Genomic DNA, 23,384 nt, shown 5'->3' on the forward strand with positions numbered 1-23,384 from the left:
GTGATTTTTATTTTATGAATTAGAGTGTTACTTTTTTAAATAAACCAATTCCAAAAGCGAGCAAACAGCCCACTTTAATGAACTCCATTCCCACGTAGTAGAAGTGAAGGTTAGATGCTGGTGGAATTTCTCCGCTTAAATAAGTTTCTGCCCGCGTATCGAGCACGGGTAGCAGCCAAAAGGATTGTATGGCTAAAAGCACCAGCGGTATAAAATATAATATGGAGCCTGGTGTGAGGTTATTCCCTTTTACAAATAAGAGATTTACTATGATGGCTATTGCAAAAACCCATTCTATTTTGTTGAGCGCGCCAAATACCAGCCGTCCAATCCCTAATCCAAGTGGAAGAGTAACGCCCGGAGCTCTAAATTTTAACCAGGCTTCGAGAAAGCTAATTGCACACACAAAGCCTATCCACAGAAAAGTGGAAATAACTGCTACCGGAAATTTTGTCAAAATCATCAGAGTAGGGTTTTACTTGGGTTATCACGATAATGCTCAAGCTTAAAGCGAAACATTTCGGCCATTTTTTTAGACCTCCATTTGGCTTCTTCAGCTTTTTCCCCTTCAAAGTTGGCATCAATCGTCTCGTAAAAAAGATGCAGCCATTGGTTAAAGTGTTCAACTTCTAACGGTAGCGAGGCATGAGGCTTAAACGGACTTCCGTAATAAGTATGTTCCCCCAGCAAAATGGTTTGCCAAAACCTAACCATTTTCTCCAAATGCTCCGGCCATCGATTTTGGATAACGCTATTAAAAATATCGCCAAGCTTCTCGTCGGCTTGAATTTTGGCATAAAACGCATCGACAAGCTTTTTCACATCCTCAAGTTGAAGAATATCTTTTGGTGAAACTATCACGGTGCCAGCGGTTTTAACCTGCATATCTTTATACATAGATGAGAATGAGCGTGGCATTTACAATCAGACTCAAATAAAATATGAGCAAACACCATTTGGCACTGGCCTGTGCTATAAACATAGAGTTAGACCACATTGTAACTACTGCAGCCGTAATAAGTGCCCAGTCGCCCGCATGATTTTGTAGCGCTAGCATGGCTGCTATAGATCCCAAGCAACTCTGCGCTGTAAGAAAGATAACCATTCTTCCAAATCGAGATTCTTCAAAAACGATTTCCTGATTGTGGAACCAGCGAGTCAAAATATTATCACCGGTTACTGATCCTGATTTTGCTGTCATTGTATTCATATTAATGTTGATATATAGACCTTTTTATCTTTTATAGTACTTGAGCTATGTTTCGCGCGGTCATTTGTGTTTTAATATTATCTCTTTAAAAAAGTGAGGCCAACTTCAAGCCCGGTTGCAAGTTCGTAGATGCTCGTTTCACTAAGCATATTTTTCAGATCATCTCTTATCTCCTTAAACTTATCGTGGACGGGGCACGGCATTTCAGCATTGCATTCGTTAAGACCTAAGCCACACCCAACAAAAATAGCGTCGCCATCGATGGCAGTTACGATATCAATAAGTTTAATTTCGACTAATCTTTGGCGTGGTATTTTAAAACCGCCTGTAGGTCCTTTTAGAGAATCTATCAATCCATTGCGAGCCAATTGTTGAAGAATTTTGGCTGTAAAGGCCTCCGGAGAAGCAATTCCTTTCGCTATATCTTTAAGACTAACACGCTCGTCATCAAGAGATTTCATAGAGATATACAAGGTCGCCTTAATTCCGTACTCGCATGCTTTTGAAAACATCATAATCTAAATTCCAATACAAATATAAAACAATAGTTCATTTCCGACAAATTTATCCGACTTAATTCATTCTACAATATTACTTGTTTTTGTGATCACTACATATACCTCAAACAAAAATTGGCAAAAAAAAAGACCACGCTTTTCGGCGTGGTCTTTAGACTAAAAAGTTCTATGCTAATATTATACTACTCGTACGTCTACTGCGTTCAATCCTTTTTTTCCTTCTTTAAGTTCAAATTCTACAACATCACCTTCACGAACTTCGTCGATCAGACCTGAGATGTGTACAAAATGTTCTTTGTTTGTTCCTTCTTCTGTAATAAATCCGAATCCTTTAGATTCGTTGAAGAATTTTACTGTGCCTTTGTTCATTGTAATAGATTATAAATAATGATTTTAAAGTGCAAATGTAATCAATAATTCCACCTAACAAGCTTTTTTTTGAATTCTTTGCTTTTTATGCAAATTTAATTTGTTTGTTCAAATCTTTGAAATCACATATGTTGCGGCAAAAATACTTATTTTAATGCGCTTAAGCGCGGCTTTCCTCTAAAAACCAAAATTAAGACCAAAACTGATCAGATCTTTTGATTTAGGAAAATCTGAATGGGGTCATATTGAAGCTTCTCATGTAGTATTGCAATTTATAGCTTTGCCTTCTCAACCCCCCCACGCTTCTTAACACCAGGTTCTGCCGAAATATTCTCTCTGATCTTTATCTTCAAAGTTTAAGCTTCCGCTAATGTTGTTATAGGTAAGATTTACAAAGCCTGCAGCACCCGTAAATGAAAAAATCCGGTGTGATAAGTCAATGAAAGTTTTAACCCGTCTTGCCAAATATTAGCAGAGATATCACCGGTAGTGTTGCAATTTTGAAATATTTCGCGGAAAATGATCTTCCATTTTTCAATAACCCACAATAGCATACACGTCAAATAGCAAGTTTACAAATCTCTCTCGTTTCAACTATCACCGTTGCCATTGTCCTCATTTTGTAGCAGAATCACCTCTCACCTCCCAAGGTCGCCCCCGATTGCCATACACAATGAGGCGCATGAAACTGAGCTTCACCACCATTTTCTGTTGGGTTTTTTTTCGTTTGTCCTTTTTTGTCAATCACCGTAATATGTTGTTCACTAGCAATATAAACCGTTTTACTACATGAGCACAAGGCCAAAGCGAGCGACCATAGTATTACCGATACAATCTTTTTCATAAGCACTTTTTTAAATAAATTGTCACAAAAAGCTGTCCACATCATAATTCTCCATTTTTCCAAATCTTTATAATACCTTTGTACCGAAAAGCTGAATTAAGCGCGGAAGTGATAAGATTAGTTGGCATATTTAGTTTAATATTGGTGCTTATTACCCAATCGATAAGCACGAGCCTGACGCTTTTAAACTTCGAAATTAACCGTGAAACAATCACTGCATTATTCTGCATTAATAAAGAAAAACCAGAGCTGCATTGCAACGGAAAATGCTATCTCGAAAAGCAAATTAAAGCCGACGAAGAATCGCATTCTGAAAAACCACAATCACGGGTTGAGTTTCTTAATCTGGTTTTTACCATTACACCTTCCGAAACAGAATTCTTAGCACAAATTGCTACCCCAGTTACACATAATTTCGGTTACATTATTCCGCACTATTCTAGTGCCTTCTATTCCATTTTTCACCCTCCACAGGGTTAATTGAGTTTTACTTATTGCGTTTTTTACATTGCAAAGCGCAATCCTTTTCTATTGTATTTCAGCCTTATGGTGTTAATCTGGCCGGAGGTCGCGCATCACGATAATTGGTTACAACACAATATATTATCACTTTAATAGTACACTCAATAAATATATCAAAAAATGAAATTTTCATCATCTGCCCTATTTATGGGCTTGGCTTTAATGGCCACAACATTTGTAAGCTGCACCTCTGACGACGATTCAGATGAGCCAATAAACGAACCGGTTGCAAACGATTTGATATTAATCAATTCTGCATATACTGATGTAGGCTCTATGCTCGTAAACATTTATGCAGCCGATAGCTTAATGGCACAGTACACCAAAATTTATGTAGAAGTAAAAGACTCTGCAAGCAACAATATCATAACAAATGCAGCAGTAGATATTCTTCCAATGATGAATATGGGCACAATGGTACACTCTGCTCCCCGCGAAAACCCAACATCCAATACCGCTACGGAAGGGATGTATCAAGGCGCGGTTGTTTTTATAATGCCGGGAGAAATGGGCTGGACGCTAAATGTTACTATTTACGATCCGGCAAATGACGTAGAAGGAACGGCCGCCGTGCCGGTATCGGTTGCCCAACCTGCCGTGACACGTACCAGAGTCATTACACCTCTTGACAGCACCAATAACCTGATTATTTCATACTTGCATCCCCAAAACCCAAAAGTTGGCGTAAATGATATGGAAATTACCATTCACGAGCGCATTACAGGAATGAACTTCACACCGGTAAATGACTACTCAGTAAGTATCGATCCTGAAATGCCTTCAATGGGACATGGATCACCCAATAACGTAAATCCTGTAAGTATTGGAAACGGCCATTATAAAGGAAAAGTAAACTTTACAATGACCGGAATGTGGAGAATTAATCTTGACATTTACGATGGAACCACTTCAAAAGACACCACCGGTTTTTTCGACATCACCTTATGAAGCAATGAAAATAGCTTTAACAACAATTCTTCTTGCCTGCGTTTGTGCCCTGGCACAGGCGCAGGATGAAGATACATTGAAATTTTTTACAAAAGGCGATATCACAAATCAGGTATTCTCTGTTCAAGAAATTGAAGTGCGCCATGCCTGCGAATGTGTAGGTGAATGCACTTGCGAAAATCCAACTGCAAAATCTTACGCCGATGATCGCTTCAATACCACAGATAAAATTCTGGCGCGCAGCGGTAGAATTGATATGATAAAACGCGGGAACTTTGCTTTTGAACCTATCCTTAATGGAATGGGGTCAGACAGAATGAACCTGACTATAGATGGAATGAAAATATTTGGTGCTTGCACAGATAAAATGGATCCAGTAACGAGCTATGTAGAACCTAACAATCTCAAAAACTTCACCATTCACAATGGGGCCTCCGGTGGCAAATACGGTTCTTCGATTGCCGGATCAATCAATATGGAAACTGCAGGTGCTACAATCAGCAGCACGAAGGAATGGACAGGCGAAGTAGGCGCAGGATTCAATTCTGTTGCCAATGGTATTGATGGCTTGCTTTCGATCAATAAAAGTGGTGAGAAGTGGGCTATTAATGCAAATGGGGTTTATCGAAAAAACGATAGCTACAAAGCAGGTGGCGGAGAAGAAGTGCCGTTTTCGTATTACGAAAAATGGAATGGTGCCTTTTCGGGAAAATATATGCCAACAGATCGCGATCTAATCAGCTTCGATGTAATTATAGACGAAGGGTATAACATTGGTTATCCGGCACTTCCTATGGATGTGGGCTATGCCAAAGCGCGCATTTACGGTCTTACCTATCAGCGCTATCCCCAAAGCGAGTTTATTGATAAACTTACCTTTAAGGCTTACGCCAATACTGTAAACCACGCCATGGATGACACCAAACGACCGGAGGTTTTTATGCACATGGATATGCCGGGATGGACAAAAACTCTGGGTGGTTTTGCAGATGCCGAAATGTCATTAAAAAAGCATAAAATATCAGCTCGGGTAGATGGTTATTTTAATAATTCACGTGCCGAAATGACCATGTATCCGGCAGAAGAAGCCGCTATGTTTATGCTCACCTGGCCCGATGTTGATAAACTCAATTTCGGTGGGTATATTCAAGATCAAATCCAATTAACAGACCTTGATTTAATTCGTGTAAACGCACGTTTAGACATTCTGGCAAATACCGTTCGCAGCCAATTTGGAATTGATCAGGCAAGTGTTTTTAATCAAGATCTTTCGGGAGTTGATCACCGCATAATGCCATCGGTAAGTGCTACCTATCAGCGCACGCTGTCTAGATTTGTTAAAGCCTGGATAACAGCCGGCTACACCGAAAGGGCACCTTCAGTTACCGAGCAATACGCCTTTTACATCTTCAATGCTTACGATGGATTTGACTACATTGGAAATGTGGCTTTAAAGAATGAAAAAGCCCTTCAGGGAGATTTGGGAATGAACCTTGAACCGAACCAGAAATTGTCTCTCGGCGCCTCCGCATTTTACTACCAGATGTACGACTATATTCTTGGAAAAATCGATCCTGATGTTTTGCCGATGACCCATGGTTCAAACGGAGTTAAAATATCAGAGAATATTGATCATGCCCTTATTACAGGTCTTAGCCTTTTGTTGACTTATCAGCCAATTGAGAAATTAGATTTTTCTTCTCAATTCTCGTATTCTTATGGCGAAACCGGCGATGGTACTCCCCTGCCGCTTATGTCGCCGCTAAAGAATATGACTTCGGCAAATTACACTATTTCAGAATTTGCGTATGCCAGTTTTCAGGTAGAAGCTGCCGCCGAACAGAACAGATTAAACCCCGATTTTGGAGAAACCGCAAGCCCTGCTTATGCCCTTTTGCACTTAAGAGGTGGCTACACGTTTAAGATAAAAGAGAATAGCCTTTCGGCGAATGGTGGGATTGAGAATTTGCTCGACACAAAATACAACGATCACCTTGATTGGGGAGGAATACCGCGGCCTGGCAGGAATTTTTATTTGAATTTGAGCTACTCTTTTTAGCTTTAAGCTATAAGCTGCGAGCCGCAAGAGAGCGGTATACTTGAATGAAACCGCAGGAATAGTTTTAAGCTTAAGGCTGAAATTAAGTCGCAAGCTGTAAGCCACAAGCTTCAAAATTTGGTTGTGATCTTGCAGCTTGAAGCTAACCCCTTACAGCTAATTAAAAAAGTTCCATCTGCTCCGTCAAAAAAGCTCCTTCAAGCATAAGCAATTTCTTTTTTGCCGGAAGGCCACCAGCATAGCCGGTTAAACTTCCATCGGCGCCTATAACTCTGTGGCAGGGTACAATAATCGAAATAGCATTGGCTCCATTGGCGGAAGCTACTGCACGAATAGCACCAGGATTATTAAGCTTTTCAGAAAGTGCTGAATACGAAAGCGTCTTTCCAAAAGGAATTTGAATAAGGGCATTCCAAACTTGTTTTTGAAAATCAGTACCAACAAGATGCACAGGCAAATCAAATTCATTTCGCTCACCTGCAAAATAGGCGTCGAGCTGTGCAATTGTTTCGGTAATAACGACTGAACATCCATCTGCAAATTCCGATTTCAATTCTGATTTCATCCGATTGTCAATTGCCGAACGCATTTTTCGGTAGCGCCAGTCGCATAAGCAAAGGGTATTGTCATAGCTACCAACAATCAACTCACCAAATGGACTTTTGTATTTGGAAATAAAAATCTTGTTCATGGTGATTTGATTTGAGATATATGTGTGTCAAAATGAAACAGGAAAAGTTTCCGGCTGCAATTTACAATTCAAAATCGGGAAGGCTTGTGGTTGGGTATCGCATTTCCATAAAAATTCCCAAAAATCGGTGATGACGTAATTTTTTGAGTTCTTTTGGTTGACCAAAGTAAAAATAACCAGTTTTCATGAAAAATCTTATTCTCTCACTCCTATTTCTATCATTTTCATTTTTAGCATTTTCTCAAGACGTACCTCTCTGGATGCGGCATCCCGCTATATCTCCCGACGGAAAAACAATTGCCTTTTCTTATCAAGGTGATATTTATACAGTACCCATGTCGGGTGGCGAGGCGCGACCGATTACACTTCATGATGCTTATGAAAGTCACCCGGTGTGGAATCCAAACAGCGACACACTGGCTTTTGCTTCCAATCGCTACGGCAACGACGATGTTTTTATAGTTTCGGCAAAAGGTGGCTCCCCTACCCGACTCACTTTTTACAGTGCGCCAGATACACCTTACGATTTTTCGCCCGATGGAAAGCAGGTACTTTTTGGCTCTACACGTCAGGATGATGTGAAATCTGTACTTTTCCCGTCACGGGTACTTTCAGAGCTTTACGAAGTGTCGGTAATTGGCGGAAGCACGCATCAAGTTTTGACCACTCCTGCCGAACTTGCTCAATACAATTCTGAGGGCTCGCTGATTTATTTCCACGATCGGAAAGGCTACGAAGATGAATACCGCAAGCACCACACTTCATCTGTTACCCGCGACGTATGGTCGTATAATGTAAAGGATAGCACTTACAATCAACTTACTACCTGGAACGGTGAAGACAGAAATCCGGTTTTGCTGAGCGATGAAGAAATTTATTTTCTGTCTGAACGCAGCGACTCTTTTAATGTGTGGAGCGGGGCAGTGAAAAACGGCAAGATGGACAATCTGCGGCAGATGACCAGTTTCGAAAACCATCCCATACGCGATCTTTCAATTGCCAAAAATGGAATGATTTGCTTCTGGTATAACGGTGAGATCTACACTCAACTTCCGCCACAAGCGCCTGAAAAAGTGGGTGTACAACTATATACCGACAGAAGATATAATGAAGCTGTTGTGAAACTTATTAATGGCGACGTAGATGATTTTACAGTTTCGCCAAATGGCAAAGAGATAGCTTTTATCGTACGTGGCGAAGTGTTTGTAACTTCTATCGATTACAAATCTACACGACGCATAACAGATACACCGGAACAGGAGCGCAATCTGAATTTTAACAGCGATGGAACCAAATTGCTATACTCAGGAGAGCGCAATGAAAGCTGGAATATTTATGAGGCTTCACTCGGCCGAAAAGAGGATAAGTACTTTTACAATGCCACGCTGATAAATGAAAAACCGGTTGTAGAAACAGATGCCGAGACTTTTCAGGGAAGCTATTCGCCCGACGATAAAGAAGTTGCATTTCTGGAAAGCAGAACCACTTTGCGTGTAAAAAATCTCGCTTCGGGCGAAATAAGAACAGTCTTACCGGGAGCATACAACTACAGCTATTCTGATGGAGATCAATACTATACCTGGTCGCCGGATAGCAAATGGTTTTTGGTTCAATTTTTTGACAACAATAGATGGAACGGCCAGATAGGCCTGGTAAACGCCAGCGGCAAAGAAGCACCCAAAGATTTGAGCAAAAGTGGATACGATAATTCACGTCCGAAATTTGGAATGAAAGGCGAAGTGGTTTATTGGTCATCTGATAAGGAGGGCTATAGAAACCACGCCAGCTGGGGATCGCAAAGCGACGTATTTGCTCTTTTCTTAACGCGCGATGCCTATTATCGGTTTACAATGGACGAAGCCGACTACGCATTCTGGAAAGAAAATCAGGAAGATAAGGAAAAGGAAAAGGAGAAAAAAGAAGAAGCCGATAGAGACAAAAAGAAAGACGAAGATAAAAAAGAACCTGTAAAACCATTGGAAATTGAATGGGAAGGCTTGCAGGACAGAAAAAAACAATTGACCATTTTCTCGTCCTTTCTATCTGACTTTGTGCTTGACGAGGAAGGAGAAAACCTCTATTACCTCACAAGCACCGGCGACAAAAGCGACTTGTGGAAAACAAACTTTAAGGAAAAAGAAACCAAAATATTTGTAACACTAAATGCAGACGGTTCAAATATTGTACTGGGTGAAGAAGAAAAATTTATCTATTTAAGCAAAGATGGCGGCCTGTTGAAAATAAAACTCGAAGACGCTTCACAGGAGGCAATCGCATTTTCTGCAGAAATGAACCTCAATGCCGATGCCGAAAGAGCTTATATGTTTGACCACGCCTGGCGCCAATTTAAAGACAAGTTTTATCTGGCTGATTTGCATAATGTAGATTGGCAGATGTACAAAGAAAACTACGAGCGTTTTCTGCCCTATATTAACAATCAGTTTGACTTTGCAGATATGCTTAGCGAAATGCTGGGCGAAATAAACGCTTCGCATACAGGTGCGCGTACACGGCATAGCGAACCAACTGATGATAAGACGGCTTCACTTGGTGTGTTTTATGATCAGAATTATAAAGGCAAAGGAATGCGAATAGCAGAAGTAATGGACAAAAGTCCATTGCTGACCGAAAAAGCGGAAGTGAAAAGTGGGACGATAATCGATAAAATTAATGGGCAGGAAATTAATTCGAATGAAATTTTCTATCAGTTAATGAACAGAAAAGAAGGCGACAAAATATTGATTAGATATTTGGACCCAAAAACCGGCAAGCACTGGGATGACGTGGTAGAGCCAATAAGTTTGGGTGATGAAAACCAACTTACCTATGAGCGCTGGGTAAAAACACGCGAAGCTGAAACGACCAGACTTTCTGATGGTAAAATTGGATATGTCCACGTTCGCGGAATGAATTCAGAGAGCTTTAGAGAAGTGTATAGTAAAGCGCTTGGCGAGTACAATACCCGCGATGCGCTGATAGTTGATACCCGCTTTAACGGTGGTGGCTGGCTCCACGACGATCTGGCGACTTTCCTCTCCGGTGAGCCGTACATGCAGTTTGTACCACGCGGACAGGACAATATGGGAGGAGAACCACTCGCCAAATGGCAAAAGCCATCGGCAGTATTGATGAGCGAGAGCAATTATTCTGATGCCCACATGTTTCCCTATACCTATAAGTACTTCAATATTGGGAAGTTAATAGGTATGCCGGTGCCTGGAACGGGTACTGCGGTTTGGTGGGAAACAATGCTTGACGGAACCGTTTTCGGAATACCGCAGATTGGTATGCGCGATGTGAGAACGGGTGAACTACTGGAAAACCAGGAGCTTCAGCCCGATATAGAAGTGCGTAACGATCCGGGACAAGCGAGTAAAGGTGTTGATCAGCAACTTGAGGCTGGTGTGGAAGAATTGCTGAAAGAGACTAAAAAATAGAGTCGCTTCATGCAGCGCATCTTTTGAGATTCTCACATGATTGGCTTCGCGTAATTATTACTTAACGTGGGATTGTTAGATTTTCTCCGAATGAAAACGGTTGTTAAGTTCCTTCAAATCACTGCTTAACAAGCCTTTCACGCGCCCCCAGCCTACTTCGACAAGCTCAGCACATCGCCTAAAGGGTAGCATCCATCGCACAGATTGGCGTTTCAGGAAAAGCTTTATTTCGGATAGCCTACAGAGTGTTGTGAGAAGGCCTTTTTATGAATAGAACTTGTCCGTTATAAGATGTGTGCGATGGTGCCCTTTAGGGATAGGGTGCGGGAAGGCGTTGATGTTCAGAAATCTGTAAGATCTAAATATGGAAAGTCAATTTACTCCGGCGATGTTTATAGAAATTTAGTTTACCGATAAGTGCCGAAAGGCTTTATTATTGGCCCGCTTGCAAGCCTTAAGTACTTGGAAGGATTTCAAAACCAGCATCTGACTGTTTGAATTTTCAAACATAAAAAAAGCTTTGTTCTACTTGAGAAATCAGAAATTGATCGCTCGCAGAACAAAGCTTTTTCGTTTGATCAGGTGCTTAGTTTAGAATTATCCTTTTTTGAGAACCATTATAAGCGCATATATCACTCCAGGTAAAAAGAATAAAAGAGTTAACACAAGGCTTATTAAAAATTCTGTTCCTATTCCGTACAATAACCCAACCGCCAGTGGAGGCAAAATAATTGCCAAGATGATATAAAGAACCATATTTGCTTCACCTGCTTGTGGCACAGCACTTACAGCTTTGCTTCTTAGCTTTTTATTAGAGAGATTGCTTTTTGTCTTTTTATCGGCTTTCCTTTCTGAATCAATAGTATTAATAGCTTTTTCGGTGCGGTTACCTAAAGTTTCTGATTTTTCAGGCGCAGAAAATACGGAAGGGCTTTTTACATCCGCTTCGGTGATTTCGTTAGAAGTTGAAGCTTGCGCCAACACCGGAGACTGTTCCCGAACAATTTCATTTGGTTGAACATTTTCCATTTTCGCTGTAGCCACTTTAGCTTTCTCATCCGCTTTCTGGGTTCCTTTTATATCAACCTGGTAACCCTTCAAATAGCGTCGCTTCTTTATGATTGAAGAACTTGTAAGGTCAGAACTAGTGCTACAGCTGCTTATTAAACAGATGATCAATGCGAATGCGGAGAATGAGAGTAAAGAAGTTTTCATATAGTATAATTTTAGTTATTTGAATTAATTATTACAACCAGTATGAAACGCGTTTTGTTCAAAAATCTCGATTTTGACACAGCTTTTTGACACTAGCTTTTAGACCCCATAATGAAAAATATCCAACAAGTTAACTAGCTTTGCAAAGTGAATGAATTTAAGCCCAAATTACTCAAGGAGATAGTGACTATGAAAATGCCTTTCGGTCGATTCGAAGGTTACATACTTGCAGATTTGCCGGTATCGTATCTGGAATGGTTTAAACGAAAAGAATTTCCAAAAGGAAAACTGGGCGTACTTATGGAAACCGTCTACGAAATAAAATTAAATGGTCTGGAAGAGTTAATCTGGAAATTGAAAAAGCTGCATAGCTGAGATTTCACTTCAAGTGTAAACCAATAGTCGTTTATGCTGTTTTACTTATTCTAAAAGAAAATGAATGAGTGAAAATAAAAATTGGACTTCTGCCGATGCTCCTTCTTTAGAGGGGACACGCGCAATTGTAACCGGAGCCAATACTGGTTTAGGTTTTGAAACCACCAAAGAACTGGCAGCAAAAGGCGCAGAAGTTATTATGGCTTGTCGCAATTCTCAAAAGGCGAATACGGCCAAGGCGAAAATCCTGGAAGAATTTCCAAATGCCAGATTGCGCGTAATGAAAATCGACCTCGCCAGCCTGGAATCTGTTCGGAAATTTGCATCTCAATTTAATTTGGAATTTTCTTCATTAGACCTGCTGATAAATAATGCCGGTGTAATGATGCCGCCTTATACTGTTACCAAAGATGGTTTCGAACTCCAGTTTGAAGCCAATTATTTAGGGCATTTTTTACTGACCGGTTTGTTAATGCGCAAACTTGAAGCAGCGCCTTCGGCAAGAGTTATCTCACTGAGCAGCATTGCCCACGACTGGGGCGATATTTATTTTGACGATTTAAACTTTAAGTCGAAATACGATAAACGCAAAGCCTACGGCCAGAGCAAGCTCGCCTGCCTTATGTTTGCGTATGAGCTTGACAGGCGCTTACGCGAAAAAAAGAGCCCGATAAAATCTCTAGCTGCCCACCCGGGAATTTCTGACACCGAACTTGCGCGGTATTTGCCTTGGATTATACAATTTCTTTCTCCGATTATTGTACCGTTTTTAGCTCAAAGTGCTAAAAATGGAGCGCAACCCACCTTGCGTGCGGCTCTCGATCTTTCCTTATCTGGAGGCACTTACGTAGGCCCCGACGGAAACGATGAGTATAAGGGGAAACCGGTTGTTGTTGACTCACACAAAAAATCAAAAGATGAAGCCACCGCAGACCGCCTTTGGGCTCTCTCTGAACAACTTGTTGGAGTTTCCTATTTAGATTAAGCTTAGCCTAAATTTTTGATGTAACCATCGTTTTCATTTTAAATCAGGTTTTTTAACATAGGGATTCCTATATTTGCAATTGTGAAAATTTTGGCTGTCATATTTATGGTTTATCTTTCAGGCTTAAGCTTTATGCCCTGCATCGTTGACAGCTTTCATACCGAAGTGCAGGTAGAATGCGCCGATACGGATCACGACAACGAGCCGCAGCATCAGCATACCGACAGTAATTCTCACTGTATGTGCCACTGCCACCACATAAATGCGTATTCTGAAATTTCGACTTTTGAAGTTGAAACCCTTATAGAGCCCGCTGCACACATTAGTTTTTATCAAAATCAGTCGAGCTCGTCTCACCTGCAAGGTTTATTCAAGCCGCCAAGAGCATAATTCAACTTTTTATGGAGTGGTCTGTCTGATTCACTCCGCTTCTTCTTGTTGAATTAAATTCTTATTTCATGATAAATAATATTATTGCTTTTTCTGTAAAGAATAAGCTCATAATTGGCCTGATGACGCTCGTCTGGATAGCCGCAGGTATTTGGAGCATCACCAAAGTGCCACTTGACGCCGTACCCGACATTACCAACAATCAAGTTCAGGTCATTACCCAAGCTCCAAATCTGGGAACCATTGATATTGAGCAATTTGTAACCTATCCTGTAGAGGTTGCCATGGCAAATCTTCCTGGTGTAATAGAAATTCGCTCTGTCTCGCGATTTGGCCTTTCAGTGGTTACCGTTGTCTTTGAAGATGATATGGAAACATATCTCCCGAGGCAACTCGTTTCCGAAAAGCTTGTAGAGGTTCAAGGCGACATTCCCGCCGGCTTTGGCACACCCGAAATGGGGCCAATATCTACCGGCTTAGGTGAGATATATCAATACACCCTACAGGTAGATTCGGCTTTTCGAGATGCATATTCATTAAGCGATTTACGCACCTTTCAAGATTGGATTATTCGCAGGCAAATGGCCATGGTGCCCGGCGTTGTAGAAGTCAATGCTTTTGGTGGAAACATAAAACAATATGAAGTTGCAATAAATCCCGATGAGTTAAACGCAATCGACCTTAGCGTTTCTGATGTTTTTGAAGCGCTCGAAGCCAATAACCAAAACACGGGTGGCGCTTATATTGAGAAAGATCACTATGCTAATTTCATTCGTGGCGAAGGCTTAGCAAGAAGCCTTGAAGACATTGAAAAAATAGTTATTACTACCAGAAACGGACTTCCTATTACCATCGGCAATGTTGCCCAAGTGCAATTTGGCACAGCTATCCGCTACGGCGCGCTTACCAAAGACGGTCAGGGAGAAGCTGTGGGTGGCATGATGCTGATGCTGAAGGGAGCAAATAGCAACGATGTAATTAAAGCCGTGCAGGATAGAATTGTAGAAATTCAGAAGTCACTTCCTGAAGGGGTTTCAATTGAACCATTCTTAGACCGTAGCACACTGATTGCAAGAACTACAGGTACAGTTAGCGAAAACCTGATACTCGGTGCACTGATTGTTATTTTCGTTCTGGTTTTCCTTTTGGGAAATTGGCGTGGCGGCTTAATTGTAGCTTCTACCATTCCGCTGTCTTTGCTTTTTGCATTTATCCTCATGAATGTGTTTGATGTTTGGGCAAACCTGATGAGCCTGGGAGCAATTGACTTTGGAATAATTGTAGATGGCGCGGTGATAATTGTAGAAGGAACGGTATTTCTGATTCACGACAAGTTTTATAAAAAACGGAAGTTAAATGCAGAAGAGCGCGATGAAGTTGCTATTAAATCTTCGTCAAAAATGATGAATGCTGCCTTTTTTGGTCAGCTTATTATTCTCATCGTTTTCATTCCAATTCTCGCGCTTGAAGGTGTAGAAGGCAAGATGTTTCGACCTATGGCACTCACATTTATGTTTGCGATGGTTGGTGTTATAATCCTCTGTCTTACTTACGTACCTATGATGTCGGCCTGGTTTCTTCGCCGAAGCAAAAGTGAAAAGAAATCTTATGGAGACAAGTTTGTAAAAAAAGTTGGAAATTTCTATAGTCCGTTATTGGTTAAAGCTTTAAATCACAGTAAATTAATAGTTATTTCTGCGGTTGTACTTTTAGGAGTTTCTGTGTTTATTTTTTCGCGCCTTGGCGGCGAATTTATACCTCAGCTTGATGAAGGCGATCTGGCATTTCACGCCATTGTAAACCCGGGTAGCGCTTTAAGCGAAACAATAGATGCCACTACGAAAATTGAAAAACTACTGATGGAAAATTTTCCGGAAGTAAAACACGTGGTGAGCAGAATAGGCGTGGCCGATGTACCCACAGACCCTATGCCGATGGACGTGGCAGATTGCATTGTGATTTTAAAACCCAGAAGCAAATGGGTTTCTGCAGAGACGAAAGAAGAGCTGGTTGAAAAAATGAAAACCGTAGTAAGCCAAGTACCGGGTGTGAACTTTGAGTTTACACAACCCATTGAAATGCGGTTTAACGAACTCTTAACCGGTGTGCGCGAAGATGTGGCGATAAAACTCTTTGGCGAAGATCTGGATGTTCTGTCAGCGAAAGCTGAAGAAATAGGCCGATTAATAGCAGATATTCCAGGTATTGGCGACATGAAAGTAGAAGCCACCGACGGGCTTCCGCAAATGACGGTGCGTTATGACAGGTATAAACTCGCGCAGTATGGATTGAATATTTCTGATTTAAATCAACTGATAGAAACCGCTTTTGCCGGTGGTGTTGCCGGACAGATTTTTGAAGGCGAAAAGCGGTTTGACCTGGTGGTAAGATTTGATGAACGCCACCGCAGTGGGATAGAAGATTTGCAAAATACTTACGTCAGTATTCCGAATGGTTCAAAAATTCCGCTTCGCGAAGTGGCTCATATTACCTACGAGCCCGGCCCCATGCAGATAAGCCGCGACAACACAAATCGGAGAACTTACGTGGGAGTGAACGTGCGCGGGCGTGACGTGCAATCTGTTGTTACCGATATTCAGGCGCGTCTCGATGCCGATTTGGAACTCGCACCGGGTTACTATATCCGCTACGGCGGTGCTTTCGAAAACTTAGAAAGAGCAGCCAATCGCTTAAAAATTGTGGTGCCGCTGGCTCTGGCCTTGATTTTCATTCTCATTTTCTTTGCGCTTCGATCTATCAAGCAAACCACTATGATTTACATCGCTATTCCACTTGCCGCCATAGGTGGGATTTTTGCGCTGTGGATTCGCGATATGCCATTTAGTATTTCAGCCGGTATTGGCTTTATTGTCCTTTTTGGAGTAGCAGTGCTCAATGGGCTGGTGCTGATAAGCGGCTGGAATGAGCTAAAAGATGAAGGTATGACCGATGTAAATGAGCGCATTGTGAAAGGTTCTTTGCGAAGAATAAGACCCATTATGCTTACCGCGCTTACAGATATTCTGGGCTTTTTGCCAATGGCTATTTCGTCATCGGCAGGTGCAGAAGTACAGCGGCCGCTTGCAACCGTGGTAATCGGTGGAATGATCAGTGCAACTCTCCTCACCCTTTTTGTGCTTCCCATTCTGTATAAGTGGGTTGAAACAAGATCGGCTCAAGTGCGTGTGCCGAAACGGTTTGTAACAGCGGCTCTTGCAGGAGTTGTGGTTTTGGCTTCCGCCAATAGTGCGGTAGGACAAACTCCTGAAAGTGTTAAACATGTGGAAGAAGCCATTTCTATTGCCATAAAAAACAATGGAAAAATGCAGGCGGCAAGATACAATGTGGAAATATCGGAACTCGGAAAAAAATCGGCGCTGAATATTCCACAAGCAGATTTCGGCGTCCAATACGGCCAGTACAACAGTTATGAGAATGATTTTTCATTTTCAATCCAGCAAAAGCTTGCTTTCCCCACCGTGTATAGCAGCCAGCGCAAACTGGCTAAAATACAATTAGATGGCAGCGAGCTCGATCTGGCCATTGAGAAAAACGAGCTAACCCGAAATGTGCGCCAAGCATGGTACGACCTGGCATATCTCAACGCCAGACACGATTTATTGGAATATCAGAATGAACTATTTACCGAGTTTTCCCGTGCTGCACGAATTCGCTATGAAACCAACGCCACATCGCTATTAGAAAAAACCAGTGCCGACATGCGGGTAAATGACGTTGATAACCAGTTGAATATGATCGCAGCAGATGTTGATATCACGATTCAAAACTTGCGAATTCTGCTTAACGATACTTCCCGTCTGGTTTTTAATCCGGATACGATTATGGAATACGGCGGAATGGAAATGGCAGTTGATTCAAACCCCATTCTGGCAAGAATAGAACTGGAATGGCAAGTTGCAGAAGCTGAAAAATCTGTTGAATCGGCTAAGATGCTTCCACATTTGTCGGTTGGTTATTTTAATCAATCGTTAATGGGCATACCCACTGAATCCGGAAATATCGCAACTTCTTCTGATCGTTATGATGGCATAAACGCAGGAATTGGTATTCCACTATTTTTTAGCGCCCAGAAAGCAGAGATTAAGAAAGCCACTTTGAGAGGTAAGATAGCCGAATCGGATGCATTTTATGTACGCCAAGCTTTGGAAGGTGCCTATAGAAAGCAGCTATTTGAAATCGAAAAATTTCGCGGAAGCTTAAACTACTATAAGAACTCGGCCGTTCCACAAGCCGATTTAATTATTGAAAATGCAACCAAAAGCTTTAAAGGTGGTGCGATAGATTATATAGAGTACTTCCAGAATTTAAATCAGGCATTAGAGATTAAACAAAATTATTTAGAAACATTGAATTCTTATAATCAGGCACTTATAAAGCTCGATTATTTAATAGGACGTTAAGAAAATATTTAGAAAAGATGAAAAAGACATTCATATATTCAGTTTTCGCACTGCTATTTGCACTTATTGCAATAAGCTGCGATGACCACGCTGATCACGATAATCTCAATGATCATGACCATGCTGAAGATCAAAACGCCGAAGCAGGTGAAGAAGCCCATTCCAACGAAGTGCATCTCACTCAAGCCCAATTTGACATCATGAAAATGCGGGTAGATTCTTTGCCTTTGCGGAAAATGAGCGATTATGTAGAAACCAATGGTGAGCTGGAAGTGCCTCCACAAAATGAAGCATCGGTAACAACCATAATTGGTGCCAATATCAATTCGATAAAAGTAATTGAAGGCGACAAAGTAAAAAAAGGGCAAACCCTTGCTACTATTAGCCATCCTAATTTAATTGTGCTTCAAACCGATTACATCTCTAAATTTCACGAACTGGATTATCTGCAGCAGGATTATGAAAGACAATCGCGCTTATTTGAAGAAAATGTAGGTTCCGGAAAGGAATTTCAAAAAATAAAAGCACAATATCTTTCTACAAAAGGAATGGTGAGCGGACTGGAAGCACAACTTAAACAAATGGGTATGAATCCGTCAAGACTACAAAAAGGCGATATTTACGAAGAAGTTTCTGTAATAAGCCCTATTGATGGAAATGTACGATTGGTAAATGTAAAAACCGGACAATATGTTCAGCCTGAAACAGAGCTTTTTGAACTCGTAAACATCGATCATATTCACGCCGATTTTATGGTCTTTGAAAAAGACATTAATAAAATAAAAGAAGGTCAGGAAATACGATTTAAAATAGAATCTGCGCCTGACAAAGAGCTTCGTGCAGAAATTTATTCGATTGGAAAAGCATTTGAAGAGAATCCAAAAGCTGTTCATATTCATGCGGAGATTGACGGTCAGAAGGGCAATTTGCTTCTGGGAATGTATGTGCGCGGACGAATTTATACCGATGAAACTAAAACCACAGCACTGCCGGATGATGCAGTTGTTCGCGAAGGTGAGACGTTTTTTGTATTTACTGCAAGTCGGCATAACGATGATGGCGAATGGCATTTTGCACCGATAGAAGTCGTCGTGGGTAAAAGCGACGATGGCTGGAAAGAGATTAAATTTATGAATCCATTGCCGCAGGGTACTAATTTTGCTTGGAACAATGCCTATTATCTTTATTCTGAAATGAAAAAGGGTGAAGCTGAACACGTTCACTAATTTTATGTTATACAATTAAACATCTACAGGTGAAGCTAAATACCAGATTACCAAAAGTACTCAGAGCGCCTTATCAGACCGAGCTGAATAGCTCTAAAGTATTATTTGCTCAGAAAAATTTGGCAATAGCCTGGCACCATCTAGAGCGGGCGCATATTATCGGACAGGCCTATCCCTTCGCCCATACGCACGTGCATTGGCTTATGCTCAAATTTGGTTTTGCTATTAAGAGCAGAAAAGAAATTCTCGGTCAAATTCCGAGACTACTCGTGGGCGGAGTGAAATCGTTTGTAGGAGTTATTCCTGTTGGAAATACTGGCGGAGCGAATGTTCCTCCACTGCGCCCGATGGAAATTCCTGCCGATTTGCAGAATATTCTGAACCACAGATGAAAAAGCATAAGATTGAAATACCTGTTTTGCTTCCCACTGTGCCTGATGAGAAAGATCAGTGCGTAAGCGAATTGATAAAAAAGCTTGAATACCAAGACGGCGTTGATAAAGTACATGTATCTAAAAAATCAGAAAATGACTTGCCGCAGCTCTGTTTTCATTACAATTCAGATAAAATTTCAATCACAAAAATAGAATCGCTGGCTCGCAGAATTGGTGCTGAACTAACCGAAAAATATGGGCACAGCCTTCTTGAAGCGCAAGGAATAAGGCATGCCAGACATGCGAGAATAATCGAGAAGAGTTTGTTGAGTCTCGATGGTGTTCTTGAAGCTTCGGTTTCGGGGTCAGGCTTTTTACGTATAGAGTTCGAAAATTCAAAAATTGACCATCGCACAATCGATGAAGTTCTTGAAAAAAATGATTTAGAAATAATTAATCGCGAAGCAAATACTTCGGAATCTATTGGAGAAACAGAAAAAAACTTAGGGATGCACAAAGGTGATTCCGTAGCGCCAGACCATCAGGAAAAAGACCATGACCACAGTCATGGCGGTCTTTTTGGCAAGAATTCAGAGCTTATTTTTTCTCTTATTTGCGGAAGCTTATTGGGAATTGGATTTGCGCTTTCGTTTGTTGATGAAGTTCCTGCTTACCTTAGCCTGATTATGTACGTAGTTGCTTATGCCTTTGGAGGTTATTACACTGCCAGGGAAGCAATTGCGACTGTATCAAAAGGTGGTTTTGAGATTGATTTTTTAATGCTGGTAGCAGCTATTGGCGCTGCAATTCTCGGCGTTTGGGCAGAGGGCGCTTTGCTCCTCTTTTTATTCAGCTTAGGCCACGCACTTGAACATTACGCCATGGGAAAGGCGCGAAAATCTATTGCGGCTCTGGCCGATTTGACGCCAAAAATAGCCTTGCTTAAAAAGAATGGCGAGGTTGGTGAAGTCGGAATTGAGAATCTCTTGGTTGGCGATGTTATTCTGGTGCGGCCCAATAGTAAAATCTCTGCCGACGGATTTATAGTGATGGGTCAAAGCTCGGTTAATCAAGCACCCATTACCGGCGAGAGCATTCCGGTAGATAAAAAACCCGTTGAAAATCCGGATATGATTTTTGAAACAGATCTGGACATCCCGGAAGAAAGTCGCGTGTTTTCAGGCACCATAAACGGGAATAGTACCATTGAAGTAAAAGTGAGCAAAGAAACCAAAGACTCTACCCTCTCGCGCTTAATAAATTTGGTAAACGAAGCCCAGACTCAAAAATCTCCTACACAACGCTTTACAGATAAATTCGAAAAATACTTCGTTCCGATTGTACTAAGTCTTGTTGTGTTGCTCATTTTTGCTTTTCTGGTTATTGACGAAAGTTTTAGCGAAAGCTTCTATCGGGCTATGGCCGTGTTGGTGGCTGCGAGTCCCTGTGCTTTGGCCATTTCTACCCCCAGCGCGGTGCTTAGTGGCGTGGCGAGAGCTGCGCGTGGAGGCGTGCTGATAAAAGGCGGTCGCCCGCTCGAAAATCTGGGTACGCTCACCGCAATAGCTTTTGACAAAACGGGTACACTAACGGAAGGAAAACCCAAGCTTACGCGAATAGTTCCTCTCGGTGGGATTTCTGAAACAGAACTTCTAAAAATTGCGGTGGCTGTGGAAGAACTTAGCGATCATCCATTGGCAAAAGCCTTAGTTAGAGATGGAAAAGAGCGACTCGGTGATGTGGAAATACCCGGTGCAGATCATCTGGAAGCTGTATTGGGCAAAGGAATTAAAGCTGATTTGGAAGGCGAAAAAATCTTTATCGGAAATCTGGAATTATTTGATACTCTCGACGATCAAAAGCCTGGTAAGGCAACGTTAAGCGCCGTTCAGGAACTTGAGGCCGAAGGAAATACAACCATGCTAATTCGCAAAGGGAAAACATATATTGGCATCATTGGCATGATGGACAAACCGCGGCCAGAGGCGAAGGAGACCTTGAAGAAACTCAAAGAATTAGGTATCAGGCGAATGATCATGCTCACCGGCGACAACCAGCAAGTGGCAGACAATGTTGCAAAAGAGATAGGATTGACAGATGCCTGGGGTGGTCTCCTGCCCGAAGATAAAGTAAAAGCTGTTAAGGATTTGATGCTCAAAGAATCTAAAATGGCTATGGTGGGTGATGGTGTAAACGACGCGCCTGCAATGGCCAATAGCACTGTGGGAATAGCCATGGGCGCGGCGGGTAGCGATGTAGTTCTTGAAACTGCCGATATTGCGCTGATGGCCGATAAGCTTGAAACGCTTCCATTTGCAATTGGCTTAAGCCGAATGGCGAGCCGAATTATTAAACAAAACTTATGGATAAGCCTTGGGATGGTTGCCTTATTAATTCCGCTTACAATTCTCGGTGTAGCATCTATTGGCCCGGCGGTGCTCATGCACGAAGGCTCTACCTTGGTAGTGGTTTTCAATGCGTTGCGGCTTTTGGCCTACAAGTCCTGATTAATATCAGATTTTACAAGCTCTGTTCTCCATTGCCGTCACAAGGCGAATGATTACCTTTAGCGTTATGAGCAATGACTTTAGTTTCACCATTCAAAATTATTCAAAATGAAAAACTCAAAAATATTTAATATGGCAATTGCAATTCTGTTATGCACATTTTTTCTCACTTCGTGCAGCGCTAACTCCAAAGAGCAAACCGAAAGTGAAGAAGCATCACCAGTTTTAGGCGAGCAGGCCAATCCAATAATTGCGGCATATCTCCAGTTAAAAGATGATCTGGTAGATACCGATGCAAAAAAGGCTCAAAATTCGGCTACTGAATTTATTGCCACTCTAAAAGATGCGGACGGTGAAAGTATTGAAATAATTATCGGAGCGGCGGAGAAAATTGCTGCATCAAGCGACGTGAATGTTCAAAGAGAATATTTTGAAACTTTATCTGACGAATTATACGTTTTCGCTCAAACTGAAGATATGGGTGTAAAGCTATATCGCCAATATTGCCCTATGGCCTTTCAAAACAAAGGTGCTTATTGGTTGAGCAGCGAGAAAAAAATAATGAACCCTTATTTTGGAGACAAAATGTTGCATTGCGGAGTTGTGAAGGAGGAGCTTTAATAGAATTTCTTCTTTTTAAGAAGCTCGACGAAGTATATCGATAAAACACGCAGGTTTTTCTTCGATAAAAGAGAATCATAAAATATACTTCAACTTATTATCTGTCAATACCCTCGCGCGCGCCCAGCCCCTAATCTAATCTCTTTACACACCTATTGAGATCTAACTTACATGGTATAATTTAGGAGCAAAGAAATATGATATTGTTCGAATCGCTATCTCAATAAATCCATTTCTAAGGCAACACAAAAATCTCTACATCAATGCCTTTCGCACCCCCAGCCCCTAAACGAATCTCTATACACATCGTACTCGAAAATTGTCTTTTGGTGTTCAGACCTTATAAATCGCTGTTCATCAAAGCCTTCCCGCATCCGACGAGGCTTTTCGCCGACGACCGAAGGGAGTGCGTATTCTAAGATTAAAAGGGTGAGACAAATCTAAAGGTATGTAGAGGAATGCACGGGCGCGGGAAGCTGTTGGTATTTAGTCAATTGTATGATATAAATGTGAAAAGGGAATTTCACCTGACGATATGTAATGAGATGAGACCTAGAGGGGAGTTTCCGCCGCACACATTTCGACTTCGCTCAACACACCGCATTATCGTTCCAGAAAAAGCTTAATTTCAGAAATGTTAAAGAATAGCATATTAATGAATAATATTGCTCC

General features: G+C 41.5%; 20 protein-coding genes. 12 read left to right on the forward strand and 8 right to left on the reverse strand.

The annotated features are described in order from the left end of the window. Nucleotides 1-19: 19 nt before the first annotated feature. From G3O08_RS03675 to G3O08_RS03700, 6 genes are all read right to left on the reverse strand, one after another. Entirely contained in the window at nt 20-463 is a 444-nt protein-coding gene (locus tag G3O08_RS03675; RefSeq protein WP_163283330.1) for a hypothetical protein, read from the reverse strand. Next, a complete protein-coding gene (locus G3O08_RS03680; protein ID WP_239540923.1) occupies nt 463-897 on the reverse strand; it encodes a group III truncated hemoglobin in 435 nt (144 codons plus the stop codon). Before G3O08_RS03680 ends, G3O08_RS03675 begins: the two co-directional genes overlap by 1 nt. Beyond that, complete coding sequence (locus G3O08_RS03685; RefSeq protein WP_163283331.1) at nt 890-1,201, reverse strand: hypothetical protein; 312 nt, start codon at nt 1,199-1,201, stop codon at nt 890-892. The genes G3O08_RS03680 and G3O08_RS03685 overlap by 8 nt, the downstream gene beginning before the upstream one ends. 86 nt (nt 1,202-1,287) lie before the next feature. Beyond that, nucleotides 1,288-1,722 carry an RrF2 family transcriptional regulator gene (locus tag G3O08_RS03690; protein WP_163283434.1) on the reverse strand — a complete coding sequence of 145 codons (435 nt, stop codon included), beginning with the start codon at nt 1,720-1,722 and terminating at the stop codon, nt 1,288-1,290. Between the two features lie 183 nt (nt 1,723-1,905). Further along, a complete protein-coding gene (locus G3O08_RS03695) occupies nt 1,906-2,097 on the reverse strand; it encodes a cold-shock protein (RefSeq protein ID WP_163283332.1) in 192 nt (63 codons plus the stop codon). 631 nt (nt 2,098-2,728) lie between these two features. After that, nucleotides 2,729-2,941 carry a hypothetical protein gene (locus tag G3O08_RS03700; RefSeq protein ID WP_163283333.1) on the reverse strand — a complete coding sequence of 71 codons (213 nt, stop codon included), beginning with the start codon at nt 2,939-2,941 and terminating at the stop codon, nt 2,729-2,731. Between the two features lie 108 nt (nt 2,942-3,049). Here G3O08_RS03700 and G3O08_RS03705 point away from each other — a divergent pair, with 108 nt between their 5' ends. The 3 genes from G3O08_RS03705 to G3O08_RS03715 all read left to right on the forward strand — a co-directional run bounded on the left by G3O08_RS03705 (nt 3,050) and on the right by G3O08_RS03715 (nt 6,470). Then, entirely contained in the window at nt 3,050-3,421 is a 372-nt protein-coding gene (locus G3O08_RS03705) for a hypothetical protein (protein WP_163283334.1), read from the forward strand. Nucleotides 3,422-3,583: 162 nt separating this feature from the next. Further along, nucleotides 3,584-4,411: a FixH family protein gene (locus G3O08_RS03710; protein ID WP_163283335.1), complete on the forward strand. Its 828-nt coding sequence runs from the start codon at nt 3,584-3,586 to the stop codon at nt 4,409-4,411. Between the two features lie 4 nt (nt 4,412-4,415). Then, nucleotides 4,416-6,470, forward strand: coding sequence for a TonB-dependent receptor (locus G3O08_RS03715; RefSeq protein ID WP_163283336.1), 2,055 nt, complete (start codon nt 4,416-4,418; stop codon nt 6,468-6,470). A gap of 160 nt (nt 6,471-6,630) precedes the next feature. On the opposite strand, the gene G3O08_RS03720 is transcribed toward G3O08_RS03715, so the two are convergent. Beyond that, on the reverse strand, nt 6,631-7,161 hold the full coding sequence (locus tag G3O08_RS03720; RefSeq protein ID WP_163283337.1) for a methylated-DNA--[protein]-cysteine S-methyltransferase: 531 nt from the start codon (nt 7,159-7,161) through the stop codon (nt 6,631-6,633). Between the two features lie 185 nt (nt 7,162-7,346). On the opposite strand from G3O08_RS03720, the gene G3O08_RS03725 reads away from it, so the two are divergent. Then, nucleotides 7,347-10,598 carry a S41 family peptidase gene (locus tag G3O08_RS03725; protein WP_163283338.1) on the forward strand — a complete coding sequence of 1,084 codons (3,252 nt, stop codon included), beginning with the start codon at nt 7,347-7,349 and terminating at the stop codon, nt 10,596-10,598. Between the two features lie 597 nt (nt 10,599-11,195). On the opposite strand, the gene G3O08_RS21650 is transcribed toward G3O08_RS03725, so the two are convergent. Beyond that, complete coding sequence (locus tag G3O08_RS21650; RefSeq protein WP_317164024.1) at nt 11,196-11,642, reverse strand: YqaE/Pmp3 family membrane protein; 447 nt, start codon at nt 11,640-11,642, stop codon at nt 11,196-11,198. Nucleotides 11,643-11,960: 318 nt separating this feature from the next. On the opposite strand from G3O08_RS21650, the gene G3O08_RS03735 reads away from it, so the two are divergent. The 8 genes from G3O08_RS03735 (at nt 11,961) to G3O08_RS03770 (ending at nt 22,712) form a co-directional block, all read left to right on the forward strand. Further along, complete coding sequence (locus G3O08_RS03735) at nt 11,961-12,188, forward strand: DUF3820 family protein (protein WP_163283339.1); 228 nt, start codon at nt 11,961-11,963, stop codon at nt 12,186-12,188. 64 nt (nt 12,189-12,252) lie between these two features. Then, nucleotides 12,253-13,173, forward strand: a complete 921-nt coding sequence (locus tag G3O08_RS03740; protein WP_163283340.1) for an oxidoreductase — start codon at nt 12,253-12,255, stop codon at nt 13,171-13,173. A 90-nt stretch (nt 13,174-13,263) separates the two neighbouring features. Continuing rightward, complete coding sequence (locus G3O08_RS03745) at nt 13,264-13,563, forward strand: hypothetical protein (RefSeq protein WP_163283341.1); 300 nt, start codon at nt 13,264-13,266, stop codon at nt 13,561-13,563. Between the two features lie 68 nt (nt 13,564-13,631). After that, the gene (locus tag G3O08_RS03750; RefSeq protein WP_163283342.1) at nt 13,632-17,984 is read left to right on the forward strand and encodes a CusA/CzcA family heavy metal efflux RND transporter; all 4,353 of its coding nucleotides are present in this window, start codon (nt 13,632-13,634) and stop codon (nt 17,982-17,984) included. Between the two features lie 17 nt (nt 17,985-18,001). Then, entirely contained in the window at nt 18,002-19,210 is a 1,209-nt protein-coding gene (locus tag G3O08_RS03755) for an efflux RND transporter periplasmic adaptor subunit (RefSeq protein WP_163283343.1), read from the forward strand. A gap of 29 nt (nt 19,211-19,239) precedes the next feature. Beyond that, nucleotides 19,240-19,602, forward strand: a complete 363-nt coding sequence (locus G3O08_RS03760) for a DUF3703 domain-containing protein (protein ID WP_163283344.1) — start codon at nt 19,240-19,242, stop codon at nt 19,600-19,602. Next, the gene (locus G3O08_RS03765; protein ID WP_163283345.1) at nt 19,599-22,091 is read left to right on the forward strand and encodes a heavy metal translocating P-type ATPase; all 2,493 of its coding nucleotides are present in this window, start codon (nt 19,599-19,601) and stop codon (nt 22,089-22,091) included. The genes G3O08_RS03760 and G3O08_RS03765 overlap by 4 nt, the downstream gene beginning before the upstream one ends. 108 nt (nt 22,092-22,199) lie before the next feature. Next, nucleotides 22,200-22,712, forward strand: a complete 513-nt coding sequence (locus G3O08_RS03770; RefSeq protein ID WP_163283346.1) for a DUF3347 domain-containing protein — start codon at nt 22,200-22,202, stop codon at nt 22,710-22,712. Nucleotides 22,713-23,384: the final 672 nt, after the last annotated feature.

Source organism: Cryomorpha ignava (assembly GCF_010686655.1).
Classification (GTDB): domain Bacteria; phylum Bacteroidota; class Bacteroidia; order Flavobacteriales_D; family Cryomorphaceae; genus Cryomorpha; species Cryomorpha ignava.